Here is a 20,480-nt window from a genome sequence, read left to right as displayed (position 1 = left end):
CCTGATGGTCGTGCGGCACGCCGGGGCGCATCCCCGGTCGTACGGCCTTGTCGCGGGTCAACCCGGACCAGGTCGATCCGGTTCATCCGCGTTCCATCACGAGCGCGCTGTTAGGGATCGCGCCGGTGATCCAGGCTATGCGCCACTGCGCGCCGCAGAATCCGAGAGAGATCCTCGACGGAGTAGGGCTTGCGAAGCAACTCGAAGCCGTGGGTACCCTGCTCGGCGATCACGTGGCTGTAGCCCGAAGCGAGGACGACGGGCAGGCCGGGATAACGCGCGCGGATCGCCTGTCCGAGGTCGATGCCGTTCATGCCGGGCATGACAACGTCGGAAAACACGACGTCGAAAGGGCGTTCGGACGGTTTCGCGAGGGAAGACGGCGCCAACATCTGAAGTGCCTGTTCGGCATCCGTGACCCAGCGGGTGTCGTAGCCGAGTTCCTGGAGGGCCTGCGTCGCGAAGGCTCCGACTTCCAGATTGTCCTCGACGACCAGCACCCGCGTCCCATGACCGTCGGCGAGGGATGCCGGTTCGGGCAGCACGGCTTGGGGGGCGATCTGCGCTCGGACGCGGGGCAGGAACAGCGTGAAGGTCGTCCCGCTCCCGAGGGCGCTGTCCACCAGGACCTCACCGCCGGATTGCTTGGCGAAACCGAAGACCTGTGACAGCCCGAGGCCGGTGCCCTGCCCGACGCCTTTGGTGGTGAAGAAGGGCTCGAAGATGCGATCCAGCATCTCGGGTGGAATACCCGAGCCGGTGTCCGACACCGAGACCGCGACGAAATCGCCGCGGACACGCGGATGCGCCCGCACGGCAGGAATGGTCAGGGCGCGGGTCACTCGGATCCGCAGCCGGCCTTCGCCCTCCATGGCATCCCGTGCGTTGACCACCATGTTGACCAGCGCGGTATCGAATTGGCTCGGATCCGCGTCGACGAGATAGGTCAGCGGGGTACCGTCGGAGGACAGGCCCGGAACGACGTCGGTTTCGACCTGGATCCGCGCACCAGTGAGGGTCCCCACCATGTCTCCCACGGAGGCGACGCTGCGCGCGACATCGAACACCTCCGGGCTCAGGGCTTGCCGGCGCGCGAAGGCGAGAAGTTGCCCCGTGAGCTTCGCCGCCCGCGAGACGGTGTCTGAGATGGCCCCGATGTAGCGCTGGCGCCGCTCCTCCGGCAGGTCTGGGCGCTTCAGCAGATCGGTGGACGACTTGATCACTGTCAGGAGGTTGTTGAAGTCGTGCGCAACGCCACCCGTGAGCTGGCCCACCGCTTCGAGCTTCTGCGATTGCCGCAGCTGCTCCTCGAGGGCCTTGCGCTCCGTCACGTCGCGACCAGCCGCGTAGAAATGGTCGCCCTGCGGAATGGCGTTCCAGGACACCCACCGGAAATCGCCATCGGCCGTCTTCATGCGGACGTCGAGATTGTCGAGGACGCTGCCCTCGGTCAGGCGGGTGAAGGCGGTGGTCGCCGGTGGGACATCGTCCGGATGCAGGTAGTTGTCGAACCGCGCGCCGAGGAGGGCGTCGGCCGGCCAGCCCAGCATTTCGGACCAGGCCGGATTCACGGCCCGGTAGAGACCGTCGAACCCACAGATCACGAGAAGGTCGCGGCTGGCGCGCCAGACGAGGTCGCGCTCGGCGGTACGGTCCCGCGCCGTGGTCCGCAGCAGCGTCTCGGCTTCGCGGCGGTCGGTGATGTCGTTGAAGAGGATCGCGACGCGGTGCTGGACCGGTTCACCGACGCGCAGTGCGTGGACATCGAACCAGCGGCCGAGGGCGACCGCGCCGCTCTCGAACCGGGCCGGTCGACCCGTCAGGGCGACTTCGCCATAGGTTTCGAGCCAGCGCGGCTCGAGATCCGGGATCACCTCGCTCACCCAACGCCCGACCACGTCGCCGAGACCTGCCTGACGTTCGAAGGCTGGATTGACCTCCAGGAAGCGGTAATCGACCGGACGGCCGCTGGAGTCGAAACGCATCTCCACGATGCAGAAGCCGGCGTCGATCGCATCGAAGAGGGTCCGATAGCGGGCTTCACTCTCCGCGAGCTTGCCCTCCTCGGTCCGGAACCGGGTGACGTCGAGCTGGCTGGCGAAGAAGTAGATCAGCCGGCCCTCAGGGTCGAAAACTGGGCTGACGTAAAGTTCGTTGCGGAATGCGCTGCCGTCGCGATGATAGTTGACGATCTCCACCACGACGTCCCGTCGCGCCGCGATCGCGTCCCGCACGCGAGCGACTTCGGCCGGATCGGTACCGCTGCCCTGCAGGAAGCGACAGTTCCGCCCGAGCAGCTCCTCGACTCCGTATCCGCACAGCTCCTGGAAGGCCCGATTGGCGAAGACAATCGGGTTGTCCGGAAGGTTTGGATCTGTGATGATCATCGGCATGCGGGTCTTCTCCGCTGCCGTGAAAAGCAGGTTGGAGCTCGCCGCCGAGGTGCGCTGGCCCGGGCCGGGTGCACGGATCCCGGTAGCACGCTCCGCCCGCAGCGCCGCAATCTCCGCCTCGAGTGCCTGTTCCCTCAGACGAAGCCGTTCAACCGCGTCGTCCATGACCCCCCGAATATCACCTAAACGCGGCACGTCTCTTCGACGGCGCCCGGAGCCTCGTCGTGATTCGTTCCGCGCCACGCCTCCCTATCCCACGTCTGTCGGCACGTCGATCACGTGCGGCACAGGATGCCGATGGCAGAGTCGGAACCATTGCGTGGACCGTGGATTGCGATAGGCGCTGACGTTAGACCTGTGCCTGCAGTGTGTCGGCTCTGTCTGATGGTCGGCTCTGCATCGCCTCTTCGTTGTTCACTGGCCAGCGGCCTCGCTGTCCGTTCCGGGAAACGATCGTTCGTGCCGAGCTTTGGACCGATGCAGACGTTCGATACAACCACGACCACCCTGCCCACCCTGCGTCGCGGTTCACAGCTGTATGAGACGGAGCGGCGACTCAACGCGGTCCTGAACAACGCTTCGGTGGCCATCTTCCTGATGGATGACCGCCAGCACTGCGTCTACATGAACCGGGCTGCGGAACTGCTCACCGGTTTCAGCCTGACCGAAGTCCTCACGCGCGATTGCCCCCTGCACGATATCGTCCACCACACCTACCCGGATGGCCGCCCGTTTCCGCTCGCGGAATGCGCCATCGACCGGGCCTTTCCGGAGAACAATCAGGAGCGCGGCGAGGAGGTGTTCGTCCATAAGGACGGACACTTCTACCCGGTCGGGTTCACCGCCAGTCCCATCCGCGACGACGAAGCGCGCATTATCGGTACGATCATCGAGGTCCGCGACATCACGGAGGAGAAGGCGGCCGCCGAGCGTCAGCGCCTTCTCACCAACGAACTCAACCATCGGGTCAAGAACACGCTGGCGACCGTCCAGTCGATCGCCGCGCAGACCTTCAAGGGAAAGACCGACGGCGTCGCGCGCCAGACCTTCGATGCGCGCATGGTCGCTCTGTCGAACACCCACAACGTGCTCACGGCGGAGAACTGGGAGAGCGCCAGCCTGCGCAGCGTCGTCGAGGGCGCCGTGGCACCGCACGCCCTGGCCGAAGTCGATACGGCGCGCTTCGACCTCGTCGGTCCGGATACCCGCCTGCACCCAAAGGTCGCCGTCACTCTCGCGATGGCGCTGCACGAACTGATGACGAACGCGGCCAAGTACGGGGCGCTGTCGGTTCCCGAAGGTCGGGTCGGCGTGTCCTGGACCCTGGAGCCGGAGGGCTCGGGCGAGCGCCTCGATCTCGTCTGGACCGAAACGGGCGGGCCGCCGGTCGCGCCACCCACGCGGAGGGGATTCGGAAGCAGGCTCATCGAGCGGCAATTGCCGCTGGAATTCGACGGCAGCGCGGATCTGACCTTCGCACCCACCGGCGTCATCTGCCGGCTCCGTATCCCGCTGACCGCGCTCGGATGGCACGGGCAGGAACGGGTGACCGGACGGGTCGCCCGATGAGCGGCCTCCAGGGACGGCGGGTTCTGCTGGTGGAGGACGAGAGCCTCGTCGCCATGCTCGGCGAGGACATGCTGCTCGATCTCGGCTGTGAGGTCGAGGTCGCCATGCGTCTCGACAAAGCGGTGGCGCTGGCCCGCGGGGCGGACCTGGACATGGCGATCCTCGACGTGAATCTCGGCGACACCTGCAGCTATCCCGTGGCCGATGCCTTGTTCGAGCGCGGCATTCCTTTCATCTTCGCCACCGGCTACGGCCTCTCGGGGATCGAACCCGCCTACAACGCCATTCCGGTGATGCAGAAGCCCTATCAGGTTGCGCAGATGGAGCGGCTGCTCCGGCACCTGCTGACCTGCAAAACGCCGCCCAAGGGGAATATGCCGTCCTTGCCGTGCGGGTGTTCGTTCTGGGCGAAGATCGTCGGCCCCCACCAGATCCGGGCCGACTGAGCGCCGTCGCTGCGGCCTTCGGTCTCCAACGTGAGGCGCTTGCCGCTGGAGCTTTCCGAACGATGTTGCGTTCGCTCCCTGCGGTGACGGGACAACGAACACGAACGCCCATGCAGATTCATCTGGACGCCCTCGGCGGCGTCGCCGGCGACATGTTCGCCGCCGCCCTTCTCGATGCTTTTCCGGACCAGGAAGCCGGCGTGCTGGAGAGCATCCGAGCCGCCTTGCCGGAGGTCTCCTGCGAACTCGTCAGACACAATGACGGCATTCTGGCCGGCCGCCGCTTCGTCGTCGCCCGCGGTCCCGGGGCTCGGGATAGCGGGGCGGCCGGTCACGCGCATCGCCACCACGACCACGCGCATGGCGACGGACACGGTCACGCCGGCGATGCCCAACACGGGCATCGCCACTGGTCGCAGATCCGTGCGGACCTGCAGGCCTGTCCGCTCGGGTCCGCGGTCCGCGCTCATGCGATCGGGATCTTCACCCGTCTGGCTGAGGCTGAGGCGCGGGTCCACGGCATCGCCGTCGAGGCGGTGGCCTTCCACGAGGTCGGCGCGTGGGATTCGATCGCCGATATCGTGGCGGCCGCCCACCTGATCGCGGCGCTCGACGCCGAGGCCTGGAGCGTGTCGGCGCTGCCCCTCGGCTCGGGCCGGGTCCGGACCCAGCACGGACCGCTGCCCGTGCCGGCCCCGGCCACGAGCCTCCTCGTCGAGGGGTTCGAGACCCTCGACGACGGCGTGCCGGGCGAGCGGGTCACGCCGACGGGGGCCGCGATCCTGCGCTACCTGCGCGACATCGCGCCACCGCTGCCGGCGGCGCCGCGGATTCTCAAGGGATCGGGCATCGGCTTCGGCACCAAGGTCCTACCGGGCCTCAGCAACTGCCTGCGCGCGATGGTGTACGAGGCGGCGACGTCGCGCGGGAGCGGCGAGCACCGCGACCTCGGCGTGATCGAGTTCGAGGTGGACGACCAATCGGCGGAGGATCTCGGCATGGGCCTCGATCGCCTGCGCGCGCATCCGGATATCTTCGACGTCGTCCAGATGCCGGTCTTCGGCAAGAAGGGACGGATGATGACGCATGTGCGCGCGCTCGCCCGTGCCAGCGCGCTCGAGGAGGCCATCGCGGCCTGCTTCCGCGAAACCACCACGATCGGCCTGCGCCATCGCATCGTCTCGGGTGCCGCTCTTCCGAGGCGGATGCACACCGTTACGGTCGAGGGTCAACCCGTACGGGTGAAGGTCGTCGACCGGCCGGGCGGGCGCACCGCCAAGGCGGAGGCCGACGATGCGGTCGCCCGGGAAAACCATGCCACCCGTGCCAGCCTGCGCCGCGCGGCCGAGGCGCTGGCACTCCGGGCGGATACCGAGGAGGTGGGCACGGCATGAGCGGCGATGTCCTGCAACGCCTGAACGACGTGCTTCTGGAGATCGGGCCCCTCGCGGTCGCGGTCAGCGGCGGCGTCGACAGCCTGACTCTCGCCGAGACAGCCCATCGCCTCCTCGGAGCCGACCGGGCGCTGATGGTCCACGCGGCCTCGCCGGCCGTACCGCTCGAGGCGACGCAGCGTGTCCGGGACGAAGCGGCGCGGGCGGGCTGGACCCTGCGCGTGGTCGAGGCCGGCGAGTTCGCCGACCCGAGCTACCGCGCCAATCCGGTCAATCGCTGCTTCTTCTGCAAGACCAACCTCTACGGAACGATCCGTCAGGTCACCGACCGGACCATGGTGTCGGGCGCCAATCTCGACGATCTCGGCGAGTACCGCCCGGGCCTCGACGCAGCCCGCGAGTACGGCGTGCGCCATCCCTACGTGGAGGCCGGACTGGATAAGGCCACGGTGCGGGCGCTCGCCCGCGATCTCGGCCTCGGATCGGTGGCGGAGCTCCCGGCAGCACCCTGCCTGTCGAGCCGCGTCGAGACCGGTATCCGGATCGAGCCCGAAACCTTGGCATTCATCCACGTCGTCGAAGGCTTGGTGAGCCGTAGCCTCCAGGCCGGCACCGGACCGCGCCGCGCCGTGCGCTGCCGCGTCCGGGCCGCCGGGATCGTGGTGGAGCTCGACCCCGACAGCCTCGCCGCCCTCGACAGCGTGCGCCAGGCCGCTCTGTCAGCGCAGATCCGGGCGGGTGCTCCGGCGAACCTGCCCGAGGCCTCGGTGCGGTTCGCGGCCTACCGCACCGGCAGTGCCTTCCTGACGGGAACGGTCCGATGAGCGTTTCCAACGAATTCGTCCTCGACTTCGCCCGGCCGGAGCGGATCGGCCTCGAGGAGGCGATCTACGCGGCCGGCAAATCGCCGGTGCAGATCGACGCGATCCTGGACGCCGCCACGGCGCGCGGTGCGCGACTGCTGCTGACGCGCCTCGACGTCGACAAGCATGTGGCCCTTTCCGGCCGCCACCGCGACCGGATCGACTACTGCCCGGTGTCGCGCACCGCGATCTTCGGAGAGGCCCGTCCGATCAGCGGTCCTGCCCGCATCGGCATCGTGGCTGCCGGCACCTCCGACGTTCCGGTGGCGCGGGAGGCCGAGCGGACCCTGGCCTACCAGGGCCATGCCGCGACGCTCTTTGCCGATGTCGGGGTCGCGGGGCTCTGGCGCCTGACCACCCGCCTCGACCAGATTCGTGCCCACCCCATCCTCATCGTCGCCGCCGGCATGGATGCGGCCCTGCCGAGTGTCGTCGGCGGCCTCGTCGCCAGCGCCCTGATCGCGGTGCCGACCTCCGTGGGCTACGGGGTGGCCGAGGGCGGCCGGACAGCCCTCGATGCTATCCTGGCGAGCTGCGCCCCCGGTATCACCGTCGTCAACATCGACAATGGCTATGGGGCCGCCTGCGCCGCGATGCGCCTGCTTAAGGCCGCCCGCGCCCTGTCGCAATCCAACCCCGTCGATGGGATGCCGGCCTGACATGCCGCGCCATTCCCGCCACACACCCGTTCACCCCGGAGAGCAGACATGGAACGCCGCAGCTTCCTACAGGGCGCCGCCGCCGGCGCCGGACTCGCCGCCACCAGCAGCGCCGGTGCAGCCGTGACCGCGCCTGGCCTGCCCAACACGCGACCGAAGGACCCGGCCGATTTGCCGGTGCTCACCGACCCCGGCGAACGCCGTGGCGAGATGCTCTACCGCCCCTTCGGTCGCCACGACGAGAAGATCTCGGCGATCGGGATGGGTGGCTTCCACCTTGGAAAGAACGCGGTCTCCGATGACGAGGCGACCCGCCTCATCCATGCCGGCGTCGATCGCGGCATCACGTTCATGGACAATTGTTGGGACTACAACGGTGGCCGCTCGGAGCTGCGCATGGGAGTCGCCCTCTCGCAGGGCGGCTACCGCGACAAGGTCTTCCTGATGTCCAAGATGGATGGGCGCACGAAGCAGGAGGCGATGCGGCAGATCGACGAATCCCTAAAGCGCCTGCGCACCGACCGGATCGACCTCGTCCAGCACCATGAGATCCTTCGCTTCGATGACCCGGACCGGGTCTTCGCCGAGGGCGGCGCCATGGAGGCCTTCGTCGAGGCCAAGAAGGCCGGCAAATTGCGCTACATCGGCTTCACCGGCCACAAGGATCCGCGCATCCACCTCCAGATGCTTGAAGTCGCCGAGGAGCGCGGGTTCCAGTTCGATTCCGTGCAGATGCCGCTCAACGTGATGGACGCGCATTTCCGCTCGTTCGGCCACCTCGTGCTGCCATACCTGGTCCAGCACGGCATTGCGGCGCTCGGCATGAAAACCTTCGGCGACGGCGTGATCCTGAAGAGTGACGCGCCGATCAAGCCGCTCGAGTACCTGCACTTCTCCCTGAACCTGCCGACCACCGTGGTGATCACCGGCATCGAGAGCCAGCGCGACCTCGACCAGGCCTTCGAGGCGGTGAAGACTTTTACGCCGATGGACAAGGCGAAGGTTGCTGAACTCCTCGAGCGCAGCAAGCCCTACGCGCTCCAGGGCAAGTACGAGCTGTTCAAGACCTCCGCCACCTTCGATGGCACCGCCAAGAACGCGGCTTGGCTCGGCGAGGATGTGGAGAGCGTCAAGAAGCTCGCGCCGACCATGGAGTGAGACCGGACGGCTCTCAGGCGCCCGTCCTCGTCGTTCCGGCGAGAGACCGTCGCGTCAAAATCCTGGACGTACCGAGCGTCATCCCGGGACCGCGAAGCGGAGCCCGGGATGCAGAGACGCGCCAGCGGCGCAGGGCTTTCTACCGTCGGCGGTGCTGGAGGCCGGGCTCGCCTCCTGCGCCCGGGAATGGCCTGGTGCTTTCGATGATGATGTCACGAGGCGCAGCGAGGAATGCCGTCGCAACGCACAGCAGCCCGGTGCAGCCGGCGAACATCATGACGATGCCCGCCGGCGGATGGATCAGCCTTCCTTGAAGCCGTAATCCGGCACGCCTTCCTCGTTGCCGTAGTATTTGTACGGCAGGAACTTGCCCGACATGTTCATCTTCACCCGGTCGCCCTTGTTGTTGGGCTCGCGCTCCATGGTCATGTTGAAGTCGATGGCCGACATGATGCCATCGCCGAACTCTTCCTGGATCAGCTCCTTCCAAGTGGTGCCGTAGACCATCACCAGCTCGTAGAAGCGGTAGATCAGCGGGTCCGTGGGCGGCATCTGCGCGATCGAGCCGCGGAAGGGCGCCTCGTTCAGCATGCGCTCCTCAGACTGAGAAAGGCCGAACAGGGCTGCAGCCTTGGCAGCCTGCGCCTTGGGCAGCTTCATCTGGCCCATGCAGGCGGCGGTGATCAGGATCGGCGAGATGCCGCCGATCTCGTCCTGGATATACTTCCAGGTCCAGCCTTTCTCGCGCTTGATGTCGAGGAGCTTCTCGGTGAGGTCTTCGCGCTTCATGGCTTGCGTCTCCGTGGTGGGTGGGAAAGGGAAAGATCAGGCGCGTCGCGCTGGCGCGGTATCGGCGGCCGGAGCGGCGCCCTCGACCTCAGTGAGGCTCGGCCGGATCACTGGGGGATGACGCGGGTCGTAGCCTGCCGGCATCGCGTCCCGCAGCGTCTTCGAGCGGCTGACGAGAAAATCCATCAGGTGATTGCGCAGGGCGTAGTAGCCCGGGGCATGGTGCAGCTGAGTGCGGTCCCGGGACTTCGGCAGCGGATTCTCGACGATCTCCGCGACCTTGGCCTGCGGGCCGTTGGTCATCAGGACGATGCGGTCGGCGAGGTAGATCGCCTCGTCAACGTCGTGGGTGATCATGAAGACGGTCTGACCGGTCTCCACGCAGATCCGCCGAACCTCGTCCTGGAGCGTTCCGCGCGTCAGCGCATCGAGGGCGGAGAACGGTTCGTCCATCAGCAGGATCTTGGGCTCGATCGCGAGGGCGCGCGCGATGCCGACGCGCTGCTTCATGCCTCCGGAGAGCTCGGAGGGGCGCTTGTGCTCGGCGCCCGCGAGGCCCACCGTGGCGATCGCATCCTGCGCGCGTGCCGTGACCTCGGCCGTGGCCGCCTTCCGCCAGCGCGACGACACCGCGTAGGCGACGTTGCCCAGCACCGTACGCCAGGGTAGCAGCGCGTGGCCCTGGAAGATGACGGCCCGGTCGAGGCTGGTGCCATCGATGGCCTGCCCATCGACGATGACGACGCCCTCGCTCGGGGCCTCGAGTCCGGCCAGGATGTTGAGCACGGTGGTCTTGCCGCAGCCGGAATGGCCGATCATGCAGACGAACTCGCCCCGGCGCATGGGCAGCCACAGGTTCTCGAACACCGTGTTGCTCTTGCCCCCCGGCGCCGGATAGCGCCGGGCGATGCCCTCGATCGAGATGAACTTCTCTAAGGACGGCATGGTCTGGGACGACATGCGGACCTCGTCGGTCTGGTCTGAGGTTGGGGTGTGGAAGGGGAGCAGCGTGACCATTACGCTCACTCCGGAAACGTGACGAGGCGCTGCGCCCGGGCCAGCAGTTGGTCGAGGATCATGCCGACGAGGCCGATCACCAGAATCGAGGTGATCACGTTGGTGATCGAGAGGTTGTTCCACTCGTTCCAGACGAAGTAGCCGATGCCGGTGCCGCCCACGAGCATCTCGGCCGCCACGATGACGAGCCAGGCGATGCCGATCGAGATGCGCATCCCGGTGAGGATGGTGGGCGCGGCCGCCGGCAGGATCACCGTGACGGCCCGCCGGAACGGGCCGACTTCCAGGGTGCGGGCGACGTTGAGCCACTCGCGCCGGGTGCCGGCAACGCCGAAGGCGGTGTTAATCAGCATCGGCCAGAGCGAGCAGATGAAGATCACGAAGATCGCCGACAGGCCGGAATCCTTGATCGTGTAGAGGGCGAGCGGCATCCAGGCGAGTGGCGAGACAGGCTTCAGGAGCTGGATGAAGGGATCGAGCGCCCGGTTCATCAGGGGTGACATGCCGATGAGGAAGCCGATCGGGATCGCCACCAGGACGGCGAGGCCGTAGCCGAGCGCGACGCGGCCGATGGAGTAGGCGAGCTGGATGCCGAGGCCCTTGTCGTTGGGGCCCCGGTCGTAGAACGGGTCTTTCAGGTGCTTCCACAGGGTGGCGCCGACGTCGAGCGGGCCCGGCATGGCCGACTTTCCAGTGGTGGCGCTCGCGCCCATCAGGGCGGCATATTCCGGATCCATCGCCTCGGTCTTGGCCGTGCCCCCGACGGCGATCTGCCAGGTGAGCAGGAACGCCAGGAGCAAAGCCAGCGAGACGAGGCCGGCGCGAAGGGAGAGGCTCACGGCCATGGCTCAGCCTGCCCGCTTGATCTTGAAGGAGTCGAGGTATTCCTTCGGCTTGGCCGGATCGAAGGTCTTGCCCATGACCACGAAGGTCTTCGTGGTGGTCTCGGGCGGCGTGAGGCCGTTCTGCTTCATCAGCTTCGCGGCGTCGGTGGCGAGGTAAACCTTGGCCGCCACGGTCGCGTAGTCGACGTCGCCCTTGATCTGACCCCAGCGCTGCATCTGGGTCATGATCCAGACGGCGAAGGACTGCCAGGGGAAGGCATCGAAGTCGACGCGGTCCGGCACCTTGCGCACGCTGCCGAGCCCGTCCGCGAAGGTGCCGGTGAGGACCTGCTCCACCACGGTAACCGGCTGGTTCAGGTAGTTGGCCGGTGCGATCTGGGCGGCGATCTCCTTCCGATTCTCCGCCTTCGACGCGTAGGTGGTGGCTTCGATGATCGCCCGCAGCAGGGCCGCGTAGGTGTTCGGTGTCTGGGTGATGAAGTCCTGCGACGCCGCGAAGGCGCAGCAGGGATGCCGATCCCAGATCTCCTTCGACAGGATGTGGATGAAGCCGACGCCGTCATAGACCGCGCGCTGGTTCACCGGATCGGGGGCGAGGAAGCCGTCAATGTTGTCGGCCCGCAGGTTCGCGACCATCTCGGGCGGCGGGACCGCGCGGATCTGAACGTCGGTGTCCGGGTCGATCCCGGCCTCGGCGAGATAGTAGCGCAGCAGGTAGTTGTGCATCGAGTAGTCGAACGGCACCGCGAGCTTGAAGCCCTTCCAATCCTTCGGGTCACGCCGGTCCTTGTGCTTCATGGCCAGCGTGATCGCCTGACCGTTGACGTTCTCCACCGCCGGCATTGTGTAGGGCTGCGGGTTCGAGCCGACGCCGAGGGAGATCGCGATCGGCATCGGCGCCAGCATGTGGGCGGCGTCGTATTCGCGGTTGAGGGTCTTGTCGCGGATCACCGCCCAACCGGCGGTCTTCACCACGTCGACGTTGAGGCCCTGCTTCTCGTAGAAGCCCATCGGCTTGGCCATGATGATCGGCGTGGCGCAGGTGATGGGGATGAACCCGATCTTCAGGTCGGTCTTCTCCGGCTTCCCGCCTTCGGCGAAAGCTTCTGCGACGAAGCGGGTCGGCAGGAACTGGCTGACGGCGGCTAGGGCGGTGGCGGCGCCGACGCTGCGCAGGAAAGCGCGCCGCTCGGCATCGTGCGGAAAGAGTGCGCGCATCACCGTGCCCTCGACGACCCGCTCGATCGCAGCATCACCGCCGGGCGTGCCGGCATCATGCTCGCGCTGTGAGGGGTGGGCGCCGCACGAACAGCCGCCCCGGTTCAAGCGACGGGACGCATCGAAGGGATTGTCGAACAGGGCCATGGCTGCCTCACCGCAAGCTGGTGCGGCTCATTGAGCAATCGCCATGCCAGGTAGACTTTCAGAAATTTATCAATGGATGCGTGCGTTTATGCCATCTTGATGCTTTTACGTGATCTCGTGTTTTGCGAGATTTCGTGACGGTAGTAACGAGATCTCGTGCTACCGTCACATGATGGCTCCCGATTCCACTCTCCCTCCTGAACTCGGCCTCGCCTTCGAGGAAAGTCGCGAGCCGATGTTGATCCTGGATCCGCCCGCGGATCGGATCATCGACGCGAACCCCGCCGCTGCGGACCTGCTCGGCTACCCGCGTCCCACGCTCCGGGGGATGCCCGCCAGCACGCTGCATCCGGGGCAGCGCCCGGCCCTGATCGTGTTCACCCAGGCCGTGGACGCGAAAGGCCATTGGTGGACCCACGCGCTCTCGCCGCGGCACGGTTCCGGAAAGGCGCTCCGGCTCGAATACGCCGGCTCGCTGCTCAAGAGTGCGGCGCCCCTCATGCTTGTGACCTTGGCCGACCTCGACGCGCGCCGTCGGCGCCACGTCGACGCGCAGGCGGACGCTCACATGCGGGCCGGCCTCTCCGAGTGGCAGCGGATGGAGCGCATCTTCCGCGATATCGAGCGCGAGAATCAGCTCATCCTCCGCGCAGCGGGAGAGGGCATCTACGGGGTCAATGCCGAGGGGGTGACAACCTTCGTCAACCCGGCCGCGGAGCGGATGCTCGGATGGCCCGCCGCCGAACTCGTCGGCCGAGACATGCACGCCACCGTCCACCACACCCATCCGGACGGAGCCCACTACCCCCACCGGGACTGCCCGATCTACGCCGCCTTCCGCGACGGCGCTGTTCATCAAGTCGACACGGAGGTGTTCTGGCGGCGTGACGGGCACGCGTTCCCCGTGGAATACACATCGACTCCGATCCGTGACCGGGGCCAGCTTCTCGGCGCCGTGATCGTCTTCCGCGATGTCGGTCCCCGGCGGGAAGCCGACGAGCGACTGCGTCAGGCGCTCGCCGAGGTCGATGTCTTGCGCGAGCGCCTGGAGCTCGAGAACGCCTATCTCAAGGAGGAAATTCGCCTCGAGAGCCATCACCAGGGCATCATCGGGCGCTCGCCGGCCATCGAGGCCACCCTTCGCCAGATCGACGTGGTGGCCGGCACAGACGCCACCGTTCTCGTCACCGGTGAATCCGGCACCGGCAAGGAACTCATCGCCCGGGCGATCCACGAGGCCAGTCGGCGGTGCGACCGCCCCCTGATCCGGGTGAACTGCGCCGCCGTCCCCCGCGAGCTGTTCGAGAGCGAGTTCTTCGGCCACGCCAAGGGCGCCTTCACCGGCGCTGTTCGCGACCGCGTCGGGCGTTTCGAGCTCGCCGATGGCGGCACGTTGTTTCTCGACGAGGTCGGCGAGATCCCCCTCGACCTGCAGGGTAAATTGCTGCGGGTGCTGCAGGAGCGCTCCTTTGAGCGAGTGGGCGAGGAGCGCACCCGCGCGGTCGACGTCCGGCTGATCGCGGCCACCAACCGTGACCTGCGGGACGAGGTGCGCCGCGGCCGCTTCCGTGAGGACCTGTATTTCCGCCTAAACGTTTTCCCGATCGCTGCGAGTCCCTTGCGTGAGCGACCGGAGGATATTGCGCTGATCGCCCAACATTTCCTAAGGGGCGCGGCGCGAAGGCTCAACATCGCCGAGCCTCGGCTTACGGAAGGGGACGTACGCCGCCTCAGCCGCTACCCGTGGCCTGGAAACGTTCGAGAACTGGAGAATGTGATCGAACGCGGCGCGATCCTCGCGGTGCGCGGGCGGCTCCATCTCGACTTGCCAGAGATTGATCCGCCGCCGCAGGGCCTAGATGTGGTCGCCATGGCCTCTCCGATCCTCAACCCGCTGACAGAGCCCGAACGCCGCGCTCGCGATCGGGCCGAAATCGAGGGGGCCCTGGGCTTGGCCGGCGGCAAGGTCTTCGGCCCGGGTGGCGCAGCCGAGTTGCTCGGCCTGCGCCCGACCACCCTGGCCTCGCGGATGAAAGCCCTGAATATCGACGGACGAGCCTTCCGCGTGAGGCGCTGAGACCGCCGCTCCGGGGGGACGGATACGTCTTCACGCGCGTCCTGCTGCCTTCGGCACGATCCGTGCGCCAGAGGATATGTCGAAGTCCGGTGCCCGGCCCTAGATGATGCAGACGCTCGTCTTCGCTGGAGTTCGTGTCCTGATGCATCCCTCTCGACGCGCCCTCGTCGCCGGCGCAGGCCTTCTGCCCCTGTCTGCGGTTTTGCTAAGGAACAGGGCGATGGCTGGCAGTGAGCGATCCTCCAAATTACTTCACCGACCGATTCCCTCTTCAGGCGAAAGCCTGCCGGTGATCGGGATCGGTACGTCGCGTCGGTACGAAGTCGAGCCGACGCCAGAGAAGATCGCGCCGTTGCGCGAAGCGGTGCAGAGATTCGTTTCGCTCGGCGGAACGGTCATCGATACCGCGCCGAGCTACGGCACCGCAGAGGACGTACTCGGGCTGATCCTGAGCCAGGATGGCCTGCGCGAGAAGGTGTTTCTGTGCAGCAAGGTTGGGACACAAGGTCGTGAGGCAGCTGTTGCTGAGATCGCACGATCCTTCCAGCGCCTGAAAACGTCGGTGATCGACCTCGTCGCGGTCCACAACCTCATCGATCCGGATGCAAACCTTGCGACCCTTCGCGATCTGAAGACACAGGGGAAGATCCGTTACCTCGGTGCAACGGTTTGGCGCGATAGTCAGCTCGCGGATCTCGAAGCCCTGATGACCCGCGAGACCCTGGATTTCATTCAGGTGAATTACGCCCTCGACGATCGCGGCGCTGCCGAGCGCATCTTACCCTTGGCGAAGGAGCGCGGTATGGCCGTGATGGTCAACGTTCCCTTCGGACGCGACCGCTTGTTCAAGGCTGTGCAGGGGCGCACACTTCCGCCCTGGGCTGCTGAGTTCGACTGCGCGAGCTGGCCGCAATTCTTCCTGAAATACGTCCTCGCGCACGAGGCTGTGACATGCCCAATTCCCGGTATGGCCAAGGCCGCCTATGTCGAGGACAACCTCGGTGCCGCACAGGGCCGTCTACCCGACGCCGCGCAACGCACCCGCATGGAGGCCCTCGTCGATGCACTCTAAGTTCTTGACACGCCGCTTGATTCTTGCGCTCGCTGCGGGCGCGACCTTCGCCGTGGCCCTTGGCGGCCCGGGTTGGGCGCAGACTGCTTCTGCGCCGGCGCGCATTGGTATCATCGGCGCCGGCAACATCGGCGGCACCCTTGGCGGTCTCTGGGCCAAGGCCGGCCATGCGGTGATGCTGTCGTCCCGGCATCCCGAAGAGTTGAAGAACCTCGTCGAGGGCCTCGGATCTAACGCCCGCGCTGGGACGCCGGCAGGGGCAATTGCTTTCGGCGACGTCGTACTTATCGCCGTCCCCTACAAAGCGTATCCTCAGATTGCCCAGGACCATGGCGCGGCCCTGAAGAACAAGATTGTGATCGACGCCGGCAACGCCACTCAGGCCCGCGATGGCGAGGTTTACGGCGAGGTCCAGGCACGCGGCATCGCCGCAGTCTCCGCCAAGTATTTGGACAAAGCGCTAATCGTCCGCGCCTTCAACGCAGCCAACTACAAGGTCTTCGCCAAGAATGCTCACCGCGAGGGGGCGCAGATGGCGATCCCCCTCGCAGGCGACGATCCGCAAGCTGTTGCGACGGTGTCGAAGCTCGTTACCGATGCGGGCTTCGATCCTGTGGTGGTTGGATCACTTCAGAAGGCCGACAGCTTCGCCATGGGGTCTGCCGGCTTCGGTCTCGAACTCACCGCTCCAGACATGCGCGCGCGCCTCGGTGTTACCCCTTGAGCGATGATACCTCCACCAGTGCCTCGCACGAAGCGCCGGCGGGGCAGCGTTCCTCTGATTGGCTTCGACACCTCGTCGATGTGCGGCCAGGCGAGGGACCAGCTCTTGCCTGGTCGTGGGCCTACATTTTTTCGATCCTGGCGGCTTATTACGTCCTCCGGCCAATCCGTGACCAGATGGGCGTGGCAGGCGGCATCGAGAACCTGCCCTGGCTCTTTACGGGCACCCTGGCGGGAATGTTGGCCCTCAACGTGCCATTTGCTTGGCTGGTGAAGACTCTGCCACGAGCGCGGTTCGTGCCGCTCACCTACCGGTTCTTTGCAGCAAACATTCTCGTCTTCGCCGCCGCTTTGTACGTCGCGGGTCCGGAGGGGAATATCTGGATTGGTCGTGCTTTCTTCATTTGGTTGTCGATCTTTAACTTATTCGTCGTCTCGGTCTTTTGGGCCACCATCGTTGATGTCTTCTCAGCGGAACAAGGAAAGCGGCTTTTCGCGTTCATTGCTGCCGGAGCGACGCTCGGTGCCATCGCGGGCTCGGCCACGACTGCCATCCTCGCCCGCAACGCGCCGACCTGGGCCCTGCTGCTCGGCGCCGCAGTTCTTCTTGAAGTCGCGGTCTTCAGCATGCGCGGGCTTGCGCAAATGTCGGACCGACTCCGCCAAGCACCCCACACCGGCGATGCACTGGCCGCCGAGGCCATCGGCGGCAGCGCTTTCGCGGGGATCACGCGAACGCTTCGCTCGCCCTACCTTCTGAATATCAGTCTTTTCCTGTTGCTGTTCTCGATCACCTCGACATTCCTGTATTTCGAGCAAGCCGGTATTGCCAAGCGTAGCTTTCCCGATCGGGGATCACAGACAGCCTTCTTCGCCAGCGTGGACTTGTTGGTGAATATCCTCACGCTCGGCGTGCAATTTTTCCTGACGGGACGGATCGTGCGCCGGATTGGGTTAGGACCGACCCTGGCCCTCCTGCCAGCAGCCAGCATCCTCGGTTTCGCTGCTTTGGCCGTATCGCCGACGATTGCCGCGATTGTTGTTTTCCAAGTCCTGCGACGCGCCGGAAACTTCGCCATTGCCCGGCCAATCCGTGAAGTACTCTTTACCGTGGTACCGCGCGAGGATCGGTACAAAGCGAAGAACTTCATCGACACGGTGGTATATCGGGTCGGAGACCAGTTGGGGGCCTGGTCATTCGCCGGGATCGCCGCTCTGGGGCTCGGATCGACCGCTGTCGCCGTAACGGCAGTCCCTCTGTCGGTGGCATGGCTTCTGAACGGCCTGTGGCTTGGGCGTCGTCAGCTAGAGCGTCAGATGCATCAGGATAGGATCGCGCAGAACCAGGATCCGACTGGCCGGGTATAGGCCCTCAAGCACCGAATCTCAGGGCGCGTGAGCGTGATACGATGACTTGAGATTCTTCGGGGTCCGTCATCCGATCAGGCCGCGCGGACAACGCTCGGTCTATCCGACGCGACCCGATGGTTGTGCCAGCGGAAACTCCTGAGCACAGAAGCAATAAACGCGAGTACCCTCCCAGCTCGAGAGTCCCTGTTTTGGACATCTCTTATCTGTGATGCGCATGTCAGGCATGTTCATCAGCGAATTTGGCTTCGACCGCTTGATAAATGTCTACAAATGGGCGATCTGCTGCCTTGGGGGCACAGGGAAAAGAAAACTACGCATGTCCGAAAGCACTGAAATTCAAACGACCGACTTCGTCGATCTCGCCGCGGACATCGTCGCGGCGTATGTGTCGAACAATCCAGTCCGCACCGCCGATCTACCAGATCTGATCCGCAACGTGCACGCAGCGCTCAACGGCCTCGTCGCCGGTACCGCTCAGGTCGCGGAAGAGGTCGCTCCGGAAAAACCGTCGCCTGCCCAAATCCGCAAGTCTGTGATGCCGGACGGCATCGTCAGCTTCCTCGACGGCAAGAGCTACAAGACACTGAAGCGTCATCTCAGCAGCCATGGCCTCGATCCGCACAGCTACCGGCAGCGGTACGGCCTCCCGGCGGATTACCCGATGGTTGCCCCGTCTTACGCAGCCATGCGTTCGGAACTCGCGAAGTCCATCGGTTTGGGTCAGGTTGCCAACCGTAATGAGGACGATGAGGTGCCGCCGAAGACCAAGGGTCGCAAGCAGGCAGCTTAAGGTACCGTTTCGCGACTGATCGAGGTCTCGCCTTCCCTAATCGGTGCGGGACCTCGATAGCCAGCGCACCTGCCCGCTGGCGAGGCTTTAGCAGCAACTCTAGAGTCAATGCTGATCCCGATTGGTCGGGCTCAGATCTGCGCTCTGATGTATTCCATTTCCCGCAGCGAAGATCACAATGTCGCCGGGTCCGACGTAACGCATGGCGCGGAAGTCCCAGCGCCGATGGAAGAGCCTTGGACCAGCAAAGAGACGTTAGGCGTTCCAGTAGCGATCGTCGCGAAAGCCAACATAATTGTTACGACAAAGACAATCTACCCATTCGTCAGCAGGGGGCGTTCTCTCGCGCCTCAGAGAAGCGGCCATGTTTGTTTCCGCAAGGCTCCTCTGGCATCGAGGATGCTATCCACCGGACAGGGATGCGGGTTGGCCCGGGAGCGTCAGGCGGTCACCTGCCTAGTTCAAGATGCCGCCTGCGATGCTACATATGCCAAAGTTCTGGTCGGGATAATTTTTGATATAGATATAACTTCCGAAGGGCTGAACGAGATACTCTGTGTGACGGCCCCGCATCGGCCTAGTATATAGTCTAAACGTTCTGCTCAGGGATAGTCAGCAACGCGAATCCAGTCGTCGGTGTGTAGCCTAGACTTGCATGCGCTGTGCTCGAACCCCGTACGACCGTGACTGAAGCATATCGACCGTCCGGTGCAATCACCAAGAGTTTTGGCGTATCACCAATTTCGCGATGATCGAAGATGTTCGGGTATCGACCATCGGCTCGTATGATACTGTTGATATCTGCGCGCCCGTCTCTTTGCTCCCATTGGGTATGTCCGATCAGCGTCAGAGTCCCGTCGGGCGCGACGTCGAGCCCGTAGACCCCGGTACCGACGGCATAACGTTCGCAGTCTCATACCGCCCCAAAGTGCCATCGATCGCTAGGACGCCGACGCGCGCCGACTTGTACATCGCGACGAAGGCCCGCCTACCATTGGGCTTAAACGCGACGGCGGCGGCTTCATTGAGGACATCGACTATTGCAACTGACCGCACCTTTGCGGCGGCGATCGACAGCACGCTAACGCTGCGTCCTTCGCGGTTCGCAACGAGAGACAAGTCGCCGACCTTCGAAATCGCGATGTCCGAGGGTTACCATCCAATCTCGACCATCTCGATAAGGCGCAGTGGTGGTGTGGTCAGATCGATGACATGCAGGCAATTGTCTGCGTGAGCGTACCAGACTGCATCCTCTTGGTGCATCAGCACCGAACTTAGGACCACGCCAAGGCGTCCATTCGGCATGATCCGCAGGTTCGTTAGCGGCCCGTACCTCGAGTTACCAACGGGAAGAGTATGGGCGAGGCGAGAATCTGCCTCTTCGCTGACGTCGATGATCCCAGAGTATCGTTTCCGTTCGGTCCGTTGCAGCTTCCATCCGGCGCGAAGAAGGTTTTGCCATCGAGGCCGACGAGCATGAGCGCTATCGTGCTACCCGAGGCCCAAGCGACTCGGGATGAGCGGGAGCAGGAGCGCCATCCCGAGCTTGCCGATGTGGATGCGTACCATATCCTGCACATAGGGCGCTCGGACCAGGAGTTCTGTTCGCCTCATCATAGAGCGATCGGTCTGCGGCGCCGCAGGGGCCAGCACATTATCGGAACAGTCGAAGTCCTGCGCCAAGCAGACTGAGCCCTGCGATGAGCAGGGTGCCACCGGCCCATTCCAAGACGCTCCGACGCCGCGGCGAAGCCTGTGCTGCAGCTGCCAAAGCAACGCCAGCCAGCAGGAAGCTCGCACTTACCGTGAACATCAGGGAGCCCCTTCTTTCGAATTCTGGGCCATGACAGTCCTCATGGACCGATTGCCAGATTCTCCTAACCCTGGAGTTCTCTCCTTGTGTGCGAAATGAATTCAGATTTGCATGCCCCATTTGGGGGATTGGCGAG

Annotated in this window: 16 protein-coding genes; 11 read left to right on the top strand and 5 right to left on the bottom strand. The window is 65.1% G+C overall.

The genetic code is table 11. The annotated features are described in order from the left end of the window. Positions 1 to 110: 110 nt before the first annotated feature. Positions 111 to 2,558: a PAS domain S-box protein gene (locus AC0IY1_RS02495; protein ID WP_471767480.1), complete on the bottom strand. Its 2,448-nt coding sequence runs from the start codon at positions 2,556 to 2,558 to the stop codon at positions 111 to 113. Positions 2,559 to 2,870: 312 nt separating this feature from the next. On the opposite strand from AC0IY1_RS02495, the gene AC0IY1_RS02490 reads away from it, so the two are divergent. The 6 genes from AC0IY1_RS02490 to AC0IY1_RS02465 all read left to right on the top strand — a co-directional run bounded on the left by AC0IY1_RS02490 (position 2,871) and on the right by AC0IY1_RS02465 (position 8,482). Continuing rightward, entirely contained in the window at positions 2,871 to 3,962 is a 1,092-nt protein-coding gene (locus tag AC0IY1_RS02490) for a sensor histidine kinase (RefSeq protein ID WP_055955897.1), read from the top strand. Further along, positions 3,959 to 4,408 (top strand): response regulator, encoded by a 450-nt coding sequence (locus tag AC0IY1_RS02485; RefSeq protein WP_471767477.1) that lies wholly within the window; start codon positions 3,959 to 3,961, stop codon positions 4,406 to 4,408. Before AC0IY1_RS02490 ends, AC0IY1_RS02485 begins: the two co-directional genes overlap by 4 nt. Before the next feature lie 110 nt (positions 4,409 to 4,518). Then, complete coding sequence (larC, locus tag AC0IY1_RS02480; protein ID WP_471767474.1) at positions 4,519 to 5,802, top strand: nickel pincer cofactor biosynthesis protein LarC; 1,284 nt, start codon at positions 4,519 to 4,521, stop codon at positions 5,800 to 5,802. Then, entirely contained in the window at positions 5,799 to 6,626 is an 828-nt protein-coding gene (gene larE, locus AC0IY1_RS02475; protein ID WP_471767472.1) for an ATP-dependent sacrificial sulfur transferase LarE, read from the top strand. The genes larC and larE overlap by 4 nt, the downstream gene beginning before the upstream one ends. Then, complete coding sequence (larB, locus tag AC0IY1_RS02470) at positions 6,623 to 7,324, top strand: nickel pincer cofactor biosynthesis protein LarB (protein ID WP_471767469.1); 702 nt, start codon at positions 6,623 to 6,625, stop codon at positions 7,322 to 7,324. The genes larE and larB overlap by 4 nt, the downstream gene beginning before the upstream one ends. Positions 7,325 to 7,372: 48 nt before the next feature. After that, positions 7,373 to 8,482: an aldo/keto reductase gene (locus AC0IY1_RS02465; RefSeq protein WP_055955882.1), complete on the top strand. Its 1,110-nt coding sequence runs from the start codon at positions 7,373 to 7,375 to the stop codon at positions 8,480 to 8,482. Between the two features lie 300 nt (positions 8,483 to 8,782). Here AC0IY1_RS02465 and cynS read toward each other — a convergent pair whose 3' ends face one another. Genes cynS through AC0IY1_RS02445 form a run of 4 tightly spaced genes read right to left on the bottom strand, consistent with a single transcriptional unit; the run spans position 8,783 to position 12,498 of the window. Continuing rightward, complete coding sequence (cynS, locus tag AC0IY1_RS02460) at positions 8,783 to 9,271, bottom strand: cyanase (RefSeq protein ID WP_055955879.1); 489 nt, start codon at positions 9,269 to 9,271, stop codon at positions 8,783 to 8,785. A gap of 36 nt (positions 9,272 to 9,307) precedes the next feature. Further along, a complete protein-coding gene (locus AC0IY1_RS02455) occupies positions 9,308 to 10,288 on the bottom strand; it encodes an ABC transporter ATP-binding protein (protein WP_471767466.1) in 981 nt (326 codons plus the stop codon). 5 nt (positions 10,289 to 10,293) lie between these two features. Next, complete coding sequence (gene ntrB, locus AC0IY1_RS02450; RefSeq protein ID WP_471767463.1) at positions 10,294 to 11,133, bottom strand: nitrate ABC transporter permease; 840 nt, start codon at positions 11,131 to 11,133, stop codon at positions 10,294 to 10,296. 3 nt (positions 11,134 to 11,136) lie between these two features. Next, positions 11,137 to 12,498 carry a CmpA/NrtA family ABC transporter substrate-binding protein gene (locus AC0IY1_RS02445; RefSeq protein WP_471767460.1) on the bottom strand — a complete coding sequence of 454 codons (1,362 nt, stop codon included), beginning with the start codon at positions 12,496 to 12,498 and terminating at the stop codon, positions 11,137 to 11,139. A gap of 169 nt (positions 12,499 to 12,667) precedes the next feature. Between AC0IY1_RS02445 and AC0IY1_RS02440 the strand changes: the two genes are divergently transcribed. The 5 genes from AC0IY1_RS02440 (at position 12,668) to AC0IY1_RS02420 (ending at position 18,531) form a co-directional block, all read left to right on the top strand. Next, positions 12,668 to 14,575 carry a sigma-54 interaction domain-containing protein gene (locus tag AC0IY1_RS02440; RefSeq protein ID WP_471767457.1) on the top strand — a complete coding sequence of 636 codons (1,908 nt, stop codon included), beginning with the start codon at positions 12,668 to 12,670 and terminating at the stop codon, positions 14,573 to 14,575. A 142-nt stretch (positions 14,576 to 14,717) separates the two neighbouring features. Beyond that, positions 14,718 to 15,647: an aldo/keto reductase gene (locus tag AC0IY1_RS02435; protein WP_471767922.1), complete on the top strand. Its 930-nt coding sequence runs from the start codon at positions 14,718 to 14,720 to the stop codon at positions 15,645 to 15,647. Beyond that, complete coding sequence (locus AC0IY1_RS02430; RefSeq protein ID WP_471767454.1) at positions 15,637 to 16,371, top strand: NADPH-dependent F420 reductase; 735 nt, start codon at positions 15,637 to 15,639, stop codon at positions 16,369 to 16,371. Before AC0IY1_RS02435 ends, AC0IY1_RS02430 begins: the two co-directional genes overlap by 11 nt. Beyond that, complete coding sequence (locus tag AC0IY1_RS02425; RefSeq protein ID WP_471767451.1) at positions 16,368 to 17,738, top strand: NTP/NDP exchange transporter; 1,371 nt, start codon at positions 16,368 to 16,370, stop codon at positions 17,736 to 17,738. The genes AC0IY1_RS02430 and AC0IY1_RS02425 overlap by 4 nt, the downstream gene beginning before the upstream one ends. 319 nt (positions 17,739 to 18,057) lie before the next feature. Further along, complete coding sequence (locus AC0IY1_RS02420; protein WP_055955862.1) at positions 18,058 to 18,531, top strand: Ros/MucR family transcriptional regulator; 474 nt, start codon at positions 18,058 to 18,060, stop codon at positions 18,529 to 18,531. Positions 18,532 to 20,480 lie beyond the last annotated feature (1,949 nt).

The sequence above is a fragment of the Methylobacterium sp. AC690 genome (assembly GCF_979256535.1).
The sequence above is the reverse complement of the archived record's forward strand: the minus strand, read 5'-3'. Positions and strand labels throughout refer to the sequence as shown.

Excerpts from the sequence above, each read along its gene's own strand:
- AC0IY1_RS02455 (WP_471767466.1), bottom strand. The coding sequence starts at position 10,288 with ATGGTCACGCTGCTCCCCTTCCACACCCCAACCTCAGACCAGACCGAC.
- AC0IY1_RS02485 (WP_471767477.1), top strand. The coding sequence starts at position 3,959 with ATGAGCGGCCTCCAGGGACGGCGGGTTCTGCTGGTGGAGGACGAGAGC.
- AC0IY1_RS02435 (WP_471767922.1), top strand. The coding sequence starts at position 14,718 with ATGCATCCCTCTCGACGCGCCCTCGTCGCCGGCGCAGGCCTTCTGCCC.
- larB (WP_471767469.1), top strand. The coding sequence starts at position 6,623 with ATGAGCGTTTCCAACGAATTCGTCCTCGACTTCGCCCGGCCGGAGCGG.
- cynS (WP_055955879.1), bottom strand. The coding sequence starts at position 9,271 with ATGAAGCGCGAAGACCTCACCGAGAAGCTCCTCGACATCAAGCGCGAG.
- AC0IY1_RS02490 (WP_055955897.1), top strand. The coding sequence starts at position 2,871 with ATGCAGACGTTCGATACAACCACGACCACCCTGCCCACCCTGCGTCGC.
- AC0IY1_RS02495 (WP_471767480.1), bottom strand. The coding sequence starts at position 2,558 with ATGGACGACGCGGTTGAACGGCTTCGTCTGAGGGAACAGGCACTCGAG.
- larE (WP_471767472.1), top strand. The coding sequence starts at position 5,799 with ATGAGCGGCGATGTCCTGCAACGCCTGAACGACGTGCTTCTGGAGATC.
- AC0IY1_RS02430 (WP_471767454.1), top strand. The coding sequence starts at position 15,637 with ATGCACTCTAAGTTCTTGACACGCCGCTTGATTCTTGCGCTCGCTGCG.
- AC0IY1_RS02465 (WP_055955882.1), top strand. The coding sequence starts at position 7,373 with ATGGAACGCCGCAGCTTCCTACAGGGCGCCGCCGCCGGCGCCGGACTC.
- ntrB (WP_471767463.1), bottom strand. The coding sequence starts at position 11,133 with ATGGCCGTGAGCCTCTCCCTTCGCGCCGGCCTCGTCTCGCTGGCTTTG.
- AC0IY1_RS02440 (WP_471767457.1), top strand. The coding sequence starts at position 12,668 with ATGATGGCTCCCGATTCCACTCTCCCTCCTGAACTCGGCCTCGCCTTC.
- AC0IY1_RS02445 (WP_471767460.1), bottom strand. The coding sequence starts at position 12,498 with ATGGCCCTGTTCGACAATCCCTTCGATGCGTCCCGTCGCTTGAACCGG.
- AC0IY1_RS02420 (WP_055955862.1), top strand. The coding sequence starts at position 18,058 with ATGTCCGAAAGCACTGAAATTCAAACGACCGACTTCGTCGATCTCGCC.
- larC (WP_471767474.1), top strand. The coding sequence starts at position 4,519 with ATGCAGATTCATCTGGACGCCCTCGGCGGCGTCGCCGGCGACATGTTC.